The sequence below is a fragment of the Streptomyces sp. NPDC002730 genome (assembly GCF_042888805.1).
In the GTDB taxonomy this organism is placed as follows: domain Bacteria; phylum Actinomycetota; class Actinomycetes; order Streptomycetales; family Streptomycetaceae; genus Streptomyces.
In genome coordinates, this window is sequence record NZ_JBIAQG010000008.1 from 154,209 (window position 1) to 170,524 (window position 16,316).

Annotated in this window: 17 protein-coding genes; 9 read left to right on the plus strand and 8 right to left on the minus strand. The window is 68.5% G+C overall.

Translation table 11 applies throughout. The features are described from left to right. The first annotated feature begins 56 nt into the window (after nt 1–56). The 4 genes from ACFYXH_RS21440 to ACFYXH_RS21455 all read left to right on the plus strand — a co-directional run bounded on the left by ACFYXH_RS21440 (nt 57) and on the right by ACFYXH_RS21455 (nt 4,303). Nucleotides 57–230 (plus strand): DUF4259 domain-containing protein, encoded by a 174-nt coding sequence (locus ACFYXH_RS21440; protein ID WP_389565155.1) that lies wholly within the window; start codon nt 57–59, stop codon nt 228–230. A 321-nt stretch (nt 231–551) separates the two neighbouring features. After that, nucleotides 552–1,043: a hypothetical protein gene (locus tag ACFYXH_RS21445; protein WP_389565157.1), complete on the plus strand. Its 492-nt coding sequence runs from the start codon at nt 552–554 to the stop codon at nt 1,041–1,043. A 435-nt stretch (nt 1,044–1,478) separates the two neighbouring features. Next, nucleotides 1,479–3,017 carry a S8 family serine peptidase gene (locus ACFYXH_RS21450; RefSeq protein ID WP_389565160.1) on the plus strand — a complete coding sequence of 513 codons (1,539 nt, stop codon included), beginning with the start codon at nt 1,479–1,481 and terminating at the stop codon, nt 3,015–3,017. A gap of 329 nt (nt 3,018–3,346) precedes the next feature. Next, nucleotides 3,347–4,303, plus strand: coding sequence for an aldo/keto reductase family oxidoreductase (locus tag ACFYXH_RS21455; RefSeq protein ID WP_389565163.1), 957 nt, complete (start codon nt 3,347–3,349; stop codon nt 4,301–4,303). 252 nt (nt 4,304–4,555) lie between these two features. Here the strand turns inward: ACFYXH_RS21455 and ACFYXH_RS21460 are convergent, their stop codons facing one another. Then, nucleotides 4,556–6,043: a PLP-dependent aminotransferase family protein gene (locus ACFYXH_RS21460; protein WP_389565166.1), complete on the minus strand. Its 1,488-nt coding sequence runs from the start codon at nt 6,041–6,043 to the stop codon at nt 4,556–4,558. Between the two features lie 101 nt (nt 6,044–6,144). Between ACFYXH_RS21460 and ACFYXH_RS21465 the strand changes: the two genes are divergently transcribed. From ACFYXH_RS21465 to ACFYXH_RS21485, 5 genes are all read left to right on the plus strand, one after another. Further along, nucleotides 6,145–6,906 carry a YitT family protein gene (locus tag ACFYXH_RS21465; RefSeq protein ID WP_389565169.1) on the plus strand — a complete coding sequence of 254 codons (762 nt, stop codon included), beginning with the start codon at nt 6,145–6,147 and terminating at the stop codon, nt 6,904–6,906. 874 nt (nt 6,907–7,780) lie between these two features. Continuing rightward, on the plus strand, nt 7,781–8,215 hold the full coding sequence (locus ACFYXH_RS21470; protein ID WP_389565172.1) for a DUF5959 family protein: 435 nt from the start codon (nt 7,781–7,783) through the stop codon (nt 8,213–8,215). 80 nt (nt 8,216–8,295) lie between these two features. Continuing rightward, complete coding sequence (locus ACFYXH_RS21475; protein WP_389565175.1) at nt 8,296–8,559, plus strand: hypothetical protein; 264 nt, start codon at nt 8,296–8,298, stop codon at nt 8,557–8,559. A 2-nt stretch (nt 8,560–8,561) separates the two neighbouring features. Next, nucleotides 8,562–8,933, plus strand: coding sequence for a fic family toxin-antitoxin system, toxin component (locus ACFYXH_RS21480; protein ID WP_389565794.1), 372 nt, complete (start codon nt 8,562–8,564; stop codon nt 8,931–8,933). A 309-nt stretch (nt 8,934–9,242) separates the two neighbouring features. Further along, the gene (locus tag ACFYXH_RS21485; RefSeq protein ID WP_389565178.1) at nt 9,243–9,389 is read left to right on the plus strand and encodes a hypothetical protein; all 147 of its coding nucleotides are present in this window, start codon (nt 9,243–9,245) and stop codon (nt 9,387–9,389) included. A gap of 19 nt (nt 9,390–9,408) precedes the next feature. Here the strand turns inward: ACFYXH_RS21485 and ACFYXH_RS21490 are convergent, their stop codons facing one another. From ACFYXH_RS21490 to ACFYXH_RS21520, 7 genes are all read right to left on the minus strand, one after another. Continuing rightward, a complete protein-coding gene (locus tag ACFYXH_RS21490) occupies nt 9,409–9,579 on the minus strand; it encodes a hypothetical protein (protein WP_389565181.1) in 171 nt (56 codons plus the stop codon). 375 nt (nt 9,580–9,954) lie between these two features. Further along, a complete protein-coding gene (locus tag ACFYXH_RS21495; RefSeq protein ID WP_389565183.1) occupies nt 9,955–10,707 on the minus strand; it encodes a hypothetical protein in 753 nt (250 codons plus the stop codon). Between the two features lie 144 nt (nt 10,708–10,851). After that, nucleotides 10,852–12,120 (minus strand): RCC1 domain-containing protein, encoded by a 1,269-nt coding sequence (locus tag ACFYXH_RS21500; protein ID WP_389565186.1) that lies wholly within the window; start codon nt 12,118–12,120, stop codon nt 10,852–10,854. Nucleotides 12,121–12,362: 242 nt separating this feature from the next. Then, the gene (locus ACFYXH_RS21505) at nt 12,363–13,229 is read right to left on the minus strand and encodes a RimK family alpha-L-glutamate ligase (protein ID WP_389565189.1); all 867 of its coding nucleotides are present in this window, start codon (nt 13,227–13,229) and stop codon (nt 12,363–12,365) included. After that, complete coding sequence (locus tag ACFYXH_RS21510; RefSeq protein ID WP_389565192.1) at nt 13,226–14,194, minus strand: RimK family alpha-L-glutamate ligase; 969 nt, start codon at nt 14,192–14,194, stop codon at nt 13,226–13,228. The genes ACFYXH_RS21505 and ACFYXH_RS21510 overlap by 4 nt, the downstream gene beginning before the upstream one ends. A 228-nt stretch (nt 14,195–14,422) precedes the next feature. Continuing rightward, nucleotides 14,423–14,839 carry a nuclear transport factor 2 family protein gene (locus ACFYXH_RS21515; RefSeq protein WP_389565195.1) on the minus strand — a complete coding sequence of 139 codons (417 nt, stop codon included), beginning with the start codon at nt 14,837–14,839 and terminating at the stop codon, nt 14,423–14,425. Between the two features lie 28 nt (nt 14,840–14,867). Further along, nucleotides 14,868–15,806: an aldo/keto reductase gene (locus ACFYXH_RS21520; RefSeq protein WP_389565198.1), complete on the minus strand. Its 939-nt coding sequence runs from the start codon at nt 15,804–15,806 to the stop codon at nt 14,868–14,870. Nucleotides 15,807–16,316 lie beyond the last annotated feature (510 nt).

A 16,316-nucleotide genomic window follows, 5' to 3' on the forward strand; every position in this document is an offset into this window, starting at 1 on the left:
GAATCGCCTGCCGCTCCTGACCACGCCGGCACCGCGGACTCCTGGAGGAGATCACCATGGGCACCTGGGGCATCGGCCCCTTCGACAACGACGACGCCGCAGACTTCGCCGTCGAGCCAACACCGCGGACTCACTGGACGCCTCCGACGTCATGGCGGTGCGTATCCGGCGGACAATTCGTGACCATTGCGCAGGTCGGGCGTTGCCCATCACGTGATCATTGGGGCTGACGAATGGCGCCGTGAACTGGCCGTCCCCAGACGCGGACCCGCGCCGCGGAGGAACCTCCTGAGACTCAGGGTCCTGCGGCGCTCCACTGGCATGCGCACCGCCATCGTTGTCGCTTCCGTCGCCCTCGGCATCGCCGGACCGGCAATGGGCGAAGCCGTAGTCAGGCCCGGCCTGACAACCACGACGACCGTTTCGGTCAACGGCACTACCGGCACATGGGCGGCCCGCAATCCCCACGCCACGCCAGCAGCCAACGGCGCACCTGTACCCCCCTCCAGCTTGTCGGCCGCGAGGCTTCATCCCGATGTAAAGGAACCCCCATGCGCCTCAACACGAAAATCCGCACCGTGCTCGGCGTCACCGTCGTCGGCACAATCCTCGGGATCGGCGGATTCGCCATCGCTGCGTTCATCCAGCAGAGCACATCGGACGCCGTGACAGGCTCCGCCGAGTCCTTCGCCCCCATCACGGTCACCGGCGGGCAAACCGGCAAGATGCTGCCCGGCGAAACCGCAGACGTCACCCTCACGTTCACCAACCCGAATAGCAACGTAAGGGCCAAGCTGATCTCCATCGCCGCCGACGACGTCGTTGTCGACACCGTTGCGAACGCCGACGACATGACCTACTGCCACGATCAGATCGAACTGTCCGCAACCGGCGTGGGCACGCTGCCCACGCTTGACCTCAGCCAGGCCAACCTGCCATTCGTGCTGGCTGACGCTGTGAAGTTGAAGGAAGACACCGACATTCGCTGTCAAGGGATGACGTTTCACACCACGTGGACGGTCCAGTCCGAGGCTGTCCGCTGAGCGCGGTCCTCGCGACCTACGCATGAACCCTGCTGCCCGTTGACCGTTGTCGGTACCCCACACCAGGGGCCAACGTAAGATCAACTATTTGGCCCCTGGTGCCACGGTTCTTACCAACACCCCAGTACCGCGAGGACTCTTGATCGTGTGGGCTGGAGATGCAGCCGGCCGCCGACCCGGTGCGATCGGGAAGCACCAGCAACCACGGGGTGACCACCCTGGCCGGGCTGTCGCCCCGGACGCACCGCCACCGACGGAAGCGATCTTCAGCATCGCACGGTGGGCGAAATGTCTACGGGGAGTCGGAAACAAGTAAGGAAGCCTATTGCCGTTGGCCATTGATACGCACGCTTGATCGACGCTAGCTTGCTTCGTCACGTACCTCGCCCGTGCGTACACAATTCGGGCAGCCCTTTGATGATGTGGAGTACCTCCATGGCTCATCTGCGCTCCAGACGCCTGCGTGCCGCCCTCGCGGTACCGGCCGGACTGGCGCTCACCGCGTCGCTCGGCTTTCTGCCGGGCGTCGCCTCCGCCCAGGCCGCCGTGCAGGACACCCCTGCCACAGCGACCACGGACGGCCCCAAGCTCTCGTACGTGGTCAACACCAAGGCGAACCACGGCAAAATCAAGGCCGTTGAGAAGGCGATAGCCGAAGCCGGCGGCACCGTTGTCATAACTTACGAGAAGATCGGCGTCATCGTCGTCCACTCGGCGAACCCCGACTTCGCCAAGCAGATACGCACGGTCAAGGGCGTGCAGAGCGCGGGTGCCACGCGTACCGCCGCACTCGCCCCTGCGAGCACCACCGAGATGGGCGCCCCGGAGTACGTGGACAGCGCCAAGGCCCAGGCCCGTACGGCCGCCACCGATGGCACCGAGCCGCTCGAGGCCGACCAGTGGGACCTGCGCGCCATCGGCGCGGACAAGGCAGCCAAGGTCAACCCGGGCAGCAGGAACGTCACCGTCGCCGTGATCGACACGGGTGTGGACGACACCCACCCCGACCTCGCCGCGAACTTCTCCAAGCGTCAGTCCGCCAACTGCGTGGGCGGCGTCGCGGACACCAGCGAGGGTGCCTGGCGTCCCTACGACCCGGCGGAGGACTACCACGGCACGCACGTCGCCGGTGAGATAGCCGCCGCCCGCAACGGCATCGGCGTGGCCGGCGTTGCTCCGGGCGTCAAGGTCGCATCGATCAAGGTGAGCGACCCGAAGACCAGCCTCTTCTTCCCGGAGAGTGTCGTCTGCGCGTTCGTGTTCGCCGCCGACCATGGCGTCGAGATCACCAACAACAGCTACTACATCGACCCGTGGCTCTACAACTGCCTCGACGACCCGGACCAGAAGGCCATCGTCGACGCGGTCAACCGGGCTTCGTTGTACGCACAGAGCAAGGGCACGCTGCACGTCGCGTCCGCGGGCAACTCGAACCACGACCTCGACTCCGACGCGATCGTCGACGAATCCAGCCCCGACGACACCACCCCGGCCCCGCGGACCGTAGACCCGCACAAGTGCTTCGACATCCCCACCCAGCTGCCGGGTGTCGTCACGGTCTCCGCGACCGGCGTGCAGAACCTGAAGTCCTACTACTCCAGCTACGGACTCGGCGTCGTCGACGTCGCGGCCCCGGGCGGCGACAAGTACCAGATCCCGGACACCCCGTCGAAGAACGGCCGGATCCTGGCCACCATGCCCAACAACGGGTACGCCTTCCTGCAGGGCACCTCGATGGCCGGCCCGCACGTGGCCGGTGTCGCGGCTCTCCTCAAGAGCACCCACCCGTGGGCCGGCCCGCAGGCTCTGCAGGCGCTGCTCAAGGCCCAGGCGGACAACCCCGGTTGCCCGACCGGACTGTACGACCCCGACGGCAACGGCATCGAAGACTCGACCTGCAAAGGCCACAGGCGGGTGAACGGCTTCTACGGCTACGGCATCGTCAACGCACTCGACGCCGTCACGAAGCACTGACACTCCGCGCCCTGAGGTCTGCATCATCTGCAGGCCTCAGGGCGTCGGCCCGGTGCCGACCGCACCGGGCCGCTCTCTCCGCAGGGAACTGCGGGCCGTCTGACGGGAACTGGCACGACGAGAAATGGGGTCGGCCGTCTGACGCCGGATCCCCAAAAGAGAGCGGCGTCCAACCCGGTTGCACCGTCCGAAACCCTGAGCGAAGCGGGCGCCGGTGACCTCGAAGCAGTCGGGGCGGCATCGGCCTCCATTGATCCTCAGGGGACAGGATCGATCGTCCGAACGGTCCATGGACAGCTGCTGCTGATGCTGCGTCGTAGGGTGACGGTGTGACGACGAATGCTGGGACGAGCGGTGGGCGGCTGCTGTACGGGTGTATGGGGCTCGGCGGCAGTTGGGATACCGAGCCCTACGGCGCGCCGGAGATTGCAGATGCCGAGGCAGCAATCGAGGCGGCGCTGGACTGCGGGATCAGCACGTTCGACCACGCCGACATCTACCGGCACGGGAAGGCTGAAGCAGTCTTCGGTGAGGTTCTCGCCCGCACCCCAGGACTGCGTGAGCGCATCGTGGTGCAGACCAAGTGCGGTATCCGTCTTGCAGACGGCGAGCGGCCCGGCATCTACGACCTCCGCGGGCAGAGCATCGCCCGGCGGGTCGAGGAGAGCCTGGCTCGTCTGCGTACCGACGTCATCGATGTACTGCTATTGCACCGGCCGGATCCCTTGGCAGACCCGGACGAGATCACCGAGGCACTGACATCGCTGCACCGGCAGGGCATTGTGCGACGGTTCGGTGTGTCGAACATGGGCGCCGTGCAGATGGCCCCTCTCCAGGCACGTCTCGACGTCCCGCTGGTCGCCAATCAGCTGGAGATGAGCCTGCAGCGGCGGGACTGGCTCGAAGCCGGTGTCCTCGTGAACACCCCGGAAGCCGCTGCAATCGGCTTCCCGTTCGGGACGGTCGAGTTCTGCCGGGCGAACGGCATTTCCCTGCAGGCATGGGGGGCACTCGCGCAGGGCCGTTTCACGGGTCGGCAGCAGACGCCGGACGAGTACGCGACCGCGCAGCTCATCACGTCCTTGGCCGACAAGAAAGGCACGACGCCGGAGACGATTCTGCTGTGGTGGCTCCAGCGGCATCCGGCCGGGATCGTGCCGGTGATCGGAAGCGCGCGTCCTGAACGTATCCGCGCCTGCCGTGACGCCGCGCAGCAGGAACCAGACCTCACCCGAGAAGAGTGGTACGAACTCTGGCTCACTGCCCGCGGCGCTCCTCTTCCCTGATCTTCCCTGATCGGCTCAAGGGCGTCCCGCGCGGATGCCTTTCCGATCAGTACGAACCGGGAGTCACCCACCGGGTCGAACAGCGCCTCGTCGCCCGGCACCCCGTCCTCGACGGGTATCGCCGCGGCCCGTAGGACGGCAACGTCGGTCGGGCCCTCGGCGCCGGACGCGGCGGTGGCATGGGGATCGGCCGTTGGCTTCCGTTCGGTTGGGAGTCCGGGAACGGTGAAGCGACGGCAGGAAGGGCCGCTCTCAGGCGACCCAGTGCGGTCGTCGGGTAGTGGACGGGAGCGAGCGGCCATCGGCGAGGGCGGCGGCCATGCGGTGTACAGCTTCGCGCAGGGTTTCTGGGGGTGTGGTGTAGGGGATGCGGAGCCGTTGTTCGAAAATGCCCGGGTCGGTGGCGAAGTAGGCGCCGCTCTCGATGCGTACCCCGTTGTCCAATGCCCGCTCGGCCAGCGCCGAGGCGACGGGCTCGCCCAGGTCGACCCACAGCGACAGCCCGCCTGGCGGCAGTTGCCAGGTCCACCGCGGGATGTGCTCGGCCAGGGCCGCGGCCAGAGCAGCGCGCTGCTGGCGCATCTGTTCCAGGCGGGGCGGCATTAGTTCCCCGGCCCTAGCCAGCAGGGCGAGGGCCAGGAGTTGGTCCAGGACTGAGCCGCCCATATCGGTGGCGACCCGCTGGCCGGCAAGTTCGGTGACCAGCCGCGCGGGGGCACGCAGCCAGCCGATGCGCAGACCGCCCCAGTGCGTCTTGCTCATCGAGCCGATGGTGATGACCTGGCCGGTTCCACCGGGCGTGGTGTGGGAGGCGAAGGGCGGCGGGGCGGGGACGTCGAGGGCGAGGTCGGCCAGGGTCTCGTCGACGACCAGCCAGGTGCCGGAGCGCGCCGCGGCGCTCAGGATGCGAACGCGCTCGTGCTCGGGCATGAGGCAGCCCGTCGGATTGTGGAAGTCGGGGATCAGATAGGCCAGTTGGGGCACCACCTGGCGGAAGGTCGATTCGATGATCTCGATATCCCAGCCGGTATCGGTCACGGGGACCGACACGGTGCGCAGCCGAGCGCGGCGCATGGCCTCCAGAGCGTTGGGGTAGGACGGGTTCTCGACCATGACCCGGTCGCCAGGGCGGCACAGCAGCCCTATGACGAGCGTGAGTGCGTGCTGAGCGCCGGAGGTCACCAGGATCTGTTCGGGCACGGTGAGCAGGCCCCGTTGGGTGAATCGCTCGGCGATGGCGGCGCGCAGTTCCGGCAGGCCGTAGGGGTGGTAGCCGGGAGTGTGCGCGTGCTCGGCCAGCCGAGGGGTGACTTGGACGAGTGCATCGATGAGCGTCTGCTCCGGCAGTCCGGGTGCGGCTCTGGCCAGGTCGATCGCGGTGTCCTCGGGTCCGAGGAGCCGTGTAATGCCGCTGGGAGTACGGCCTTCGGGCAGGGTCGTCCAGGTACCGGAGCCCTGGCGGCTGTGCGCGTAGCCGCTCTCGCGCAGCAGGTCGTACATGGCGGTGATGGTGGTCCTGCTGGTGTTGAGGGCGGCGGCCAGTTCCCGTTCGGCGGGGAGTTTGACGTGCAACGCGATGCGTCCGTCCAGGATCAGTGCGCTGATCGCCTGGGCCAAGTGACGGTAGGCGGGCCTCGTTCCTGCCGGGTCGGGCAGCATCGCGGCAAGCTTTCGGCTCCCCAGGGTGCGGTCCGTGCGGCCGACCCTGCCCACGAGCGGGAACGGATTCGTGTCAGCCACACCATTCTCCCAAGATTGGCCATGTTATCTGGGCCAATCACTCTACAGAGTTGCCCCATTGGCCTTGAAGGCGCACGAGCACATTATGGAGGCAACCAGGCATGCACCAGGACATCACGGACCGCTCCGAGCCCGAACTCCAGGGCGGTCACGAGGATCGCACCGCGACTCCGCTCAGGTCCCGTATGGGCCCGCCCCCGCCCCCACTCACCTACGTCCCTCTCGGTGAGCGTCCGCTGCGACGCCTGCCCCAACTGTTCACCGGCCTCGCTCTGTACGGATTCAGCCTCGCGGTCATGGTCCGGGCCTCGCTGGGCGTCACCCCCTGGACCGTCCTGTCCGAGGGTCTGGAGCACCACACCTTCCTGAGCTTCGGCACGATCACCGCCGTCGTGGGTGTTCTCGTGCTGCTGTTGTGGATCCCCCTCAAGCAGAGGCCGAAGTTCGGCACCGTCGCCAACATCATCGTCCTGGCGTACTCGGCCGATCTCGGTCTCTCGCTCATCCCCGAGCACCTCGGATTTCCCGCCCGGGTCGGTCTGCTCGGCGGTGGTGTCCTCCTCAACGGATTGTCTGTCGCCGTCTACGTCGGCGCGCGCTTCGGACCCGGGCCCCGGGACGGGCTGATGACCGGCGCGTCCGCCGCAACGGGGCGTTCCATCCGGCTCATCCGCACCCTGATCGAAATCACCGTGCTCGCCGTGGGCTGGCTGCTCGGTGGGAGCGTGGGTGTCGGCACCGTGCTGTACGCACTGGCGGTCGGCCCGACCACCCAGTTCTTCATGCCCTGGTTCGCGTACAGGAGGACTGCCGAGAGCATGGGTGACGCAGCGCTGTCCGAGGAGGCGAATCCAACGGAATGATCAAGGACTGAGGCCTGGTTGGCAAGCTCGGCGTCCATCGTGGCAGGAGCTCTGGGCTCGGAGTTCGAAAGCGATGAGCCACCGTGCGGCCTACGGACGGTCACGGACCTCGTGACGGGTGCGGTCGTGCGTAACTTTCCTGACAGGGAACGAAGTTGGCGCCTCACGCTTCCGTGCGGCGTACATGCGCATGAAACCGGGTTGCCGGGCTCGTGGGCGTCGAGGACGTCGATCCGCTCGACGGCGAGACCGTGAGCGTGGAGGAGTAACTCCCAGAGCTCCATGGTGAGGACCCACATGTGGACCGTGAGGCCGCCGCCGGCCGGCGGGAGAATCTCGGGGCGCGCCGCGAGAGTGCTGGAGAGCGGCGCTCCGGCGCCCTCCGCCTGCACAGAGGACCCGCCTGGTCGTAGCCGTCGGCGGCGGGTGGGGCATCACCGCGGAGCGGGCTGAAGTCGACGTCCAGGCGTGGGTCGTACGCCTGGGGCTGGATGCCGAGTTCGTGGGTGGAGTATTCGCCGAAGCGGCGGATGGATCGTCCGCTTGCCGCTCGGATCGGCGTCGAGGGGCGGCTTTCGAAAGGCAGCGGTGGGGGTCTCATGCGGCCGGGAGAGCCGGTTGGCGGCCGCTGGGCTTGCCGGTGCGGCCGGACCAGGTGGCGGCTCATGAGCGTGATGGTGGCTCAACGGATGTGCGCCGGCCGCATGGGGGTCATGCGCTCGTAGGCCCTCGCGTTGCGGCGGGCCCGCATGGCTCGCGAACTGCTCCTCTCCACACCATGCACACGTGTCATGCAGTATCCACGTCGGTGAGACGGCGTCAGCGCCGTCGGCTATGGTGCCGGGCACAAGTACCGGGGAGGGTGGGAGCAGCGATGGAGTCCGAGGGCCCGATCGACCTGATCAGTCTGGAGGGCGAGGGCACCAGCGTGATCGTACGGATCACCGGGAAGAAGTCCGCCCAGGACCAGCCCCGCACCGACGCGTTGGTCGGAGAAATCATCGTCGACACCGCTTTCGTACGCGGAAGTATCGCGACGTGGATCTTCCCAGAGGACCTGACGGAATGGCAGGGAGTGCTGGACGCGCTCGATGGCGGGGCGGACGTCGCGTGGCCTGAGGGCAAGCGCGCGACCGAGATGCTCATCGAGCTCGATCCGGACGGTGAGCGGGCCCACGTCACCATCGCGGACGGCTCGATGTCGCTCACTACCGTGACGGTCACTGTCGTTCTGACCGACGCCTGGTTCGACGACGCATATCACCGCCTGGACCAGGTTCTGCAGACCTGGCCGTTGGAAGGCGCCTGAATCCGCATGCGCGCCCGCGAGTTGTATCGCCGGTCCAATCCAGCCCCCTTGGCTGCTACCACCCTGCTACCCTCGGTTGTATGAGCAGCGCGAAGAAGCAGACGCAGGTGCGACTCGAGCCCGGCGTACTCGCCGCCGGAAAGGACGCCGCAGCCGCCCGCGGGCTCGATTTCAACCGGTATATCGAGCGTCTCATCGCCGAGGACACCTCCGGTGCCCGGGCGGCAGGCATGGCCGCCGCCCAGCGCCTCATCGACACTCACGGTGCCTTCCTCGACGATCTGGAAGCCGGCATGGACGCCCAGTACGCCACCGCCCCCAGTCCGCGGGGCGCCGCTGCGTGAGCATGTCCCTGCACGTCGATCTGTCCTGGATCCTGGAGGTGGCCGAGCGTGCCGGCCACCGCGATCCCGCCCCTGACGACCTCGGCGTGCCCATCAGTGCAGTCGCCCGCCACCGCGCCGAGCTCCTGGAGCAACCCGTCTACGGCGGCCCCTTCGCGCGCGCCGCTGCTCTGGTCCACACGCTGGGCCGCTGCCGGTGGCTGGAGCGCTCCAACCTCACGGTCGCCTGCGCCGTCGCCGTCATGTACCTCGAGGCCAGTGGCATCCCCGTCACTCCCACCCGAGAGGAGCTCACCGCCCTGGCTCGCGACCTGTACGACCCGCGCTGCACTGCCGGCCGCGTCGCCGAGCACCTGCGCACCTGGCGGCCCTAAGCGCCTGTGACGAGCCCGGGAGGGGCCCGTGGGTGACGCATGCGATTCCCTTCCGCCGGCGGCGACTGCCACCCCCGGAAGGCCCGAAATGCATCGGCGGGCCGCGTGGGCGCCGCGTTTTCGAGCGCCCGCCGGCCGCTTCGCGGTGACCCTGGGTGGCTGTACCGGCATGGCGCGCCGCCGGGGCTGCGGCCGACGCGAGCTCGATGTGATCCACGCGGACCGAGTCACAGGAAATTCGTTGCATAATTATGCGCACTATGTCATAGTTTTGCTGTGTATAGCCCTCTACCCGAGGAGCACGACCTGATGACCACTGGAGCCCACCCCAACGCTCCTGCCCCCCGCGCGAACAGCGCCCTGGCTCGCGACTGCGACGAGTGCCGCGGCTGGGGGAGCGTGGTGAACGATGGCCGCTACGAACTCTGCCCCGCCTGCCAGACTCTGGGTGCTTGACCGACGGATCGCCGGAGGGTCAGTTGTGGCCGAACTTCCGCTGCTGCTTATGGGAGACCGGCTCCGAGATCGGGCGCACCGTCTCATGTGTGGCCGATGTCTTCGCTTGCTCCTTCGCCTCCACGGTGGCGCTGCGCTCATGGCCGCCGGTGCGGGCGCCGCGGTTCTGCCGGCTCTGTTTCTTGCCCACGATCGTGCCTCCTGTAGCGGATGTCGGACGATGGGCTGCTACCAGACTTGCATGCGAATACGAAGAGCGCATTTCGGGTATGCGTCGCAGCCGACCGCTGCCGGCGCCCCCGCTGTCGAGATCTTCGGCGGCTCCGAAGACAAAGTCCGGCACCCGCCCGCGCCGACGCGCGCAATGCAATTGACCAGGAGATGGGCGGCGGGACAAGCATCTGCTTCTGTAGGGCAACGTCGCAGGTCAGTTGCCGCTTAGGGCGCCTGGGACAGAAGTCGCCGCTGCGTGAATGCGTTGCGGTGACGGCAAGCCGAAACGGCGATCAACCCCGATATGGGATTCATTGCCGTTGGGCATCGAAATGTCAGCGGATTTGGAAATCTAGGCGGCCTCAGCCGGCTCTCCATCTGGCCGGTCGGGCAGCACTTGCTCGCTGCATTCTGCCGTCAGCCACTGTCGCCAGACGTGACGCGTATGGGGAACTTCGGGGCGATCGAGAAGCCAGAGAATGTAGCCGGCGTGGCGTCGCGCCCATGGATTGTCCGTGCGGGCGGCCGTGTTGAGCCTGCCGCGCAGGTCATCGCTGTCCACGGCCCGGGCAACGCGTACATACTCGTGATCCTTGCAGCGGTAGGGACGCTGTACGACGATCTCGATCAGGTCGGCGAGCTTGGCCCGGGTGGTCTCGTCGTGGTGAGTGACAGCCAGGTCTCGGATCATGTGCTCCTTCGTGCCCCATGCCTTGGCATGCTGTGTCCACTCACGCGGATATCTCGCCTCCCACTCCAGGTACAGAAGCGCGTAAGGGAGTCCGGGCCACGCGGCGATGTCTGTGCCGGGTGGGCGGTCCCACAAAGCCCCGGGCAGCGAATGCTTCAGGGCCTCGTAGTAGTTTCCGGCGGCCCTGTTCCTGCCCAGGGGCAACCTTCGTCGCCACGCTTCGTGCATCCGGTCGTGAGCGTCAGAGATCTTCCTGTGGCTGTTGGACAACTGGGTCAGCGCCGCCGCCCGCTCTCCCGGATCGTCGGCTACGAGACCGTATGCCCAACTCAGCCGCTCATCCCACCGTCCGGCTTCGTTGTCGAGACTCGCTCCCGATCCCGCACTCGCTTTCTCTGCCACGGCGGAGATCATCCCTGACTCAGGCCAAGGACCCAACTTCATTTCGGTCAGCCTCACCCCGCACACGCGGGGACGTTCCCCCCCACCCACACCAGCCGCTTCGCTCCCGCGCCGCTTCCCTGGCGGGGGAGCGAAGCGGCTGGTGTGGGCGCGGGCTCAGACGGCGATGCTGTGACCTCCGCCTGTCCAGACGGCGCGGACGCCGGCGAGCCCGGTGACCGGGACGGGCGTTTGACGATCGGTGACGGTGCCGTCGCCCAGCTGCCCGGTGTCGTTGTGCCCCCAGCCCTTGACGGTGCCGTCGCACAGCAGGGCGATGCTGTGGAACATTCCCCCGGCGATGGTGCGGACGCCGGTGAGCCCGGTGACGGTGACCGGGGCCCGGCGGTCGGTGAAGGTTCCGTCGCCGAGCTGGCCGTAGGCGTTCCATCCCCACGCCTTGGCCGTGCCGTCCGCCCGCACAGCGAGGCTGTGGGCCCAGCCGCCGCCGATCGCGCGCACGTCCTTGAGCCCGGTGACCTGGACCGGGGGCACCGCCCTCCCGGCGCGCTCGCGCAGCGGCCCGTTGCCGAGCTGGCCGAGCTCGTTGTTTCCCCAGGCGATGACGGTGCCTCCCGTGCAGGAACCGCACCCCACGCGGGGGGCGATCAGAGCGAGGCTGTGATAGCCGCCGGCGGCTACGGCGCGGACCCGGGTGACGCCGGGGACGGCGACGGGCGTGAGGCGGTCGATCTCGGTGCCGTCGCCGACCTGACCGGAGTCGTTGAACCCCCAGGCCTTGACGGTGCCGTCGGAGAGCAGGGCAAGGTTGTGGTTCGCCCCGGCCGAGATGGCGCGGACGCGGGTGAGGCCGGTGACGGTGACGGGTGTGAGGCGGTCGGTCGTGGTGCCGTCGCCCAGCTGCCCGGTCGCGTTGCGGCCCCAGGCCTTGACGGTGCCGTCATCCAGCAGGGCGAGGCTGTGGTGCAGGCCCGCCGCCACAGCTCGGACGTGCGACAGCCCGGGGACGGTGACGGGCGTGAGGCGGTCGGTCGTGGTGCCGTCACCGAGCTGCCCGGTCAGATTGAGCCCCCACGCCTTCACGGTGCCGTCGGAGAGCGCGGCGAGGCTGTGATGCACGCCGCCCGCGGCGGCGCGGACCCGGGTGAGCCCGGGGACGGTGACGGGTGTGAGGCGGTCGGTGGTGGTGCCGTCACCGACCTGGCCGTACGGGTTCCATCCCCAGGCCTTGGTGGTCCGCTGCGAGGCGGCGACGTGGCCCGACTGCGGGTCGGCGACAGCCTGCGGGGTGGGCGCCAGCCATGCCGTCAGGCCCAGCAGCAGGGCGGGCAGCAGGACCCGCCGTCCGGCGGGCGCGGGGCCGGTGCGCGCGGGACCGGCGGACTTCCCGCCGACACGCAGCCGTGTGGGCAGCAGCTTCCTCATGTGCGTTCCTCGCAAGGTAGGGCCCCGCCGCGCCGCCTCCCACGACGCCTGGGTGAACCGATCACCTGCCATTAGTGACGGAGCCTCGTGCCCATGTCCCCCGGACACGCCGGACGCCCCGCACAATGCGCCGAGCGGGTCGCCGTCCCGCCCTCACCCACCGGTCCTCACGACCCGGCGGCTGCTTGGCCGACAGGACGATCAGCGGCGTCACTCCTTCGTATTTCAAGTACGCCGGCCTCTCAGGAAGCAGGAGTGGCTGCAGTCGCGCTCGACGTGCCCCGCGCCCCAGTCACCCGTCGCGTGCCGGCAGTCGATGACCGGTTGGTTCTGCGCAGGGTCAGTGCCGCCAGGGCCTCCGGAGCACCGGCCTGACCCCGGACTCCGGGGAAGGCGTTGATGTCCACAATCAGCGGGGCGCCATCGCCCGTGTCGATGACGTCCACGCCGTAGACGTCGAGTTCGAAAACCTCGCCGACCCGGCGCGCGAAGGCGGGCCAGCCTGGCGGCAGATCATCGAGGGCGAGCGGGCGTGCGGAGCCCCGCCCTGCGGGCGATAGTTCGGAACGGCGCAGGGCGGCGAAGAGCTGGTCTCCGATCACCCACAGTTTGTGGTCCCAGCCGCTGTTCGGTGCGAACTCCTGGACCACGACCGGCTCCTGTGGGTATGCGGCGGCGAGCTCCCGCAGTTGTCTGTCGTTGTCGATGCGGGCCACCAGGTCGTGCTTTCGGCTGTGGCGGCTCTTGACCACGACCGGGCCGGGGAGCCGTGGGCCGGACGCCAGTTGAGCGAGCGCGGTGAAGGTGCGGGTAGCGGCGAACGGAAGGCCGGCCCGCCGGGCCTGTTCCGCCATCGCCGTACGGTCCTGGCACAGCGCGGTCGCCGCAGCCGAGTTCACCACTGGGGCGCCCCGCTGCTCCAGGTCGCGGGCGAGGGCCAGGGCACGTGGCGTACGCGACTTCAGCAGGTAGACGTCGGCGAGCGGCTCGAGGACGTCGACCACCGTTTTCGGGTCCAGCGTCTCCACCACATGGTCGGGGGTGAGCAGGGCGGCGGTGGCGGCCAGCAGGGGATGGTCGGGCTCGGGCGTGATCAGACCAATCCTCATGCGCTCTCACCCGCCGCCGCAGGAACCTGCACCGGAGTCGGGACCTGAACCGGGACCTGCGCAGGGTGCGGGCGCGGTGTCAACGACGACCGGCCGACCTCGCTGTGCTGTTCCGGCGGACGGGGGTGGGGCAGCGTGGCCGCGCCGGACGCCTGGCCTGTGCGGGCCAGCCCGAGCACGGCTCGTGCCACCCGGGCCGCCGCGTCCGGGACCTGACGGAAACTCGGGAAATCGTTCACATCGACGACCACAGGACCGTCGGGTCCCAGCAGCACGTCCACGCCGTACAGATCCAGGCCGTAGACCGCCCCGACCTGGGCGACTATCCCGGCCACCTCGGCCGACAGCGGGACGCGGCGTTCTTTCACCGAGCGGTCCGGGTGGAGCGGGGAGCAGCGCTCGGTCGCGTACAGCTCGCCGCCGACGCAGTACACCTTGACGTCGATGCCCGGGTTGGTCACATACGGCTGGGCGATGAGCATGCCCTCCCTCGCCAGTTCGGGGAGCATTGCGGCGAGTCGATCCGGTGACGACACCAGGTGCACGGCCCGCCCCGAGCTTCCGTCGGCGGGTTTGACCACCAGCGGGTACTCCGACGCCGGTATTTCCGCCAGCAGCTCGGGCCGCGCAGCCGCGTAGGTCTGTGGCAGAGGAAGCCCGCGGCTGCGACCGATCGCCGCGGCCAGTGCCTTGTCCCGTACACCTCGTATCGACCGGGCGTCGTTGACTGTCGTCATCCCGGCCGCGGCCGCGGCTTCGAGCAAGGTGAGCCCTGGGCCGCCGGAGACGGTCTTGAGAACCCAAGCGTCATGGGTGCCCGCTTGCACCGTCTCGGTCATGCTCAACAGGGAACCGCCCGGCCGCACCACGTCCACCTGGTGTCCCCAAGATGTCAGTTGACGGATCACCTCAATCGGCATGCCGTCGTGACGGTAGTGCTCCTCCACCAGGAAGCAGAGCCTCATCGACCTTCCCCGTAACCCCCGGACGTCCGCCGATCCAGCCCCGGCGAGTTGTGATGTCACAGGATGTCATGAACACCGTGCGGCGATCTCCCGGGTGCCAGGCTGATCTTCCTGCGCCCAACCGACGGTCAGACGGCCGTCGTCGCGCATCAGGTACCAGAGGGAGACGGGCCCGGACGGGCCTCGGCCCCGCCGCGCCCGCACGGGCTCGGCGGGGCCGACCAGCGTTCAGGGCGCCACGGGTTCGGTACCGCCGGTCAGGGACCGGTCGAGGAGGAGCGGGTCATAAGCGTGCTCCCAGTGCTCGACGATCCTGCCGCCCTTGAAGCGCCAGAGTCCGCAGAAGGGCATCGCGATGTCCCGGCGGTTGCGATGTGCTCGCAGTGTTCCGAGCACCGCCCCGAATTCGTCGTTGGCCGTGACGTGCTCCACGTCCATGACCAGGGTGTGGCCCGTCAGGCGGATGAGGTCGCGTTCATGCGCCAGGACGGCTTCCTTGCCGTGTACCTTCGACGGCCGGCCGACGATCCCTCGCTGCGCGGTGTGCAGCACCACGTCGTCATCGACGTAGTCGGCGATGCGGGCGAGGTCTGCGTACAAGGAGCGCAGAACGGTGGCATTGGGGTGCACGTATGAGGTGTCCATGAGTCCTCCGTCGTCGCGTGGTTGACGCTCACCGCACCGGCACGGGGGCGATGCCGACGGACCGGCTGCGGTCGACCTCGTAGGTGATGGTGTTCCAGTCGTCGTCGCTCAGCCGGATGTCGGCCGCGCGCATGTTCTCTTCCAGGTGGGTGAGGGAAGCGGTGCCCGGGATCAGCAGGGTGGCCGGTGAGCAGTGCAGCAGCCAGGCCAGGGCGAGCTGCGAGGCCGTCACGCCGTACCGCGCGGCGATCGGGGTGAGCAGACCGTCGGGCCCGACGAGCTCTCCGTGCCCCATGGGAAACCATGGGATGAAGGCGATACGGTGCTCCTCCGCGTAGCGCAGGGCGTCTTCGCCGACGCGGTCGGCGACGTTGTAGCGGTTCTCCACTGCGACGAGGGCCGCGGTCTTGCGAGCCTGCTCGAGTTGCTCCACGGTGACTCCGGGCTGTCCGGAGATGCCGATGTGGCGGATCTTGCCCTGCTCCTGGAGCCTGACCAGTTCGCCGAGCTGGTCGGCCAGAGGGACGGCCGGATCGATGCTGTGCAGCTGGTACAGGTCGATGCGTTCCACGCCGAGGTTGCGCAAACTCATCTCGACCTGCTGGCGGAGGTATTCCGGACGGCCCAGGGGGACGATGTACAGCTCGCCCTCGTCCGGCCAGTCATCCGGCCCGGAGCGCAGCATGCCGCCCTTCGTACAGATCACCAGTTCGCCGGGGTAGGGATGCAGAGCTTCACGGATGATGCGTTCGTTGTCGCCGGGCCCATAGGCGTCGGCGGTGTCGATGAAGGTGACGCCCAGGTCCACGGCGCGGCGGAGCACGGCGATGGCGTTGTCGGGGTCCTCCGGCGGGCCCCACATGCCGGGGCCGGTGAGGTGCATCGCGCCGAAGCCGAGGCGGTTGATTGTCAGGTCGCCTCCGATGGTCAGCTGCTTGTTGTTCTCCGGGGGTGCTGCTGGCGTCATGTGGGGGTCCTTCCGGGCCGGACAGCGCGATGGGGAGGGTGGGCGTACCAGTGGTGGTCCACATGCCGAGGCAGATGCCGGCGGTGCCGCCGGTCCCCGGCGATCAGACAGCGCCCGTTGTCGGCGCCTGCGCCCGTCCAGTGGCGGCATGGAGCGCACAGGACGGCTGCGGAGGTCGAACGAATCCACCGTCCACTTCAACCGACCGGCTGGCCGATGACCAGCCGCAATGCTCCGAACGGGTGACCCTCGCGTCGGATGCGAACCGCTGCCGCGGTCGGCATGCACGCTCCACCCGCCTGGCGTAGCGTTGTGGGTCGTTGGCCAACCGCGTGGCGGATGCGGATCCAGTCATATGGCGAGCGCTCTGCTCGCGACGGTCCACCTGTCTGCGCCGTCTCAGGATTGTCGGCCTCAACGCCGCCGGAACCACTGGGCGCTCTTAGCCCTCCGCGCGCATCAAGCCGCGCGTGCGTCACCTGATGAATGACCCCAAATCCGGCCAAGGCT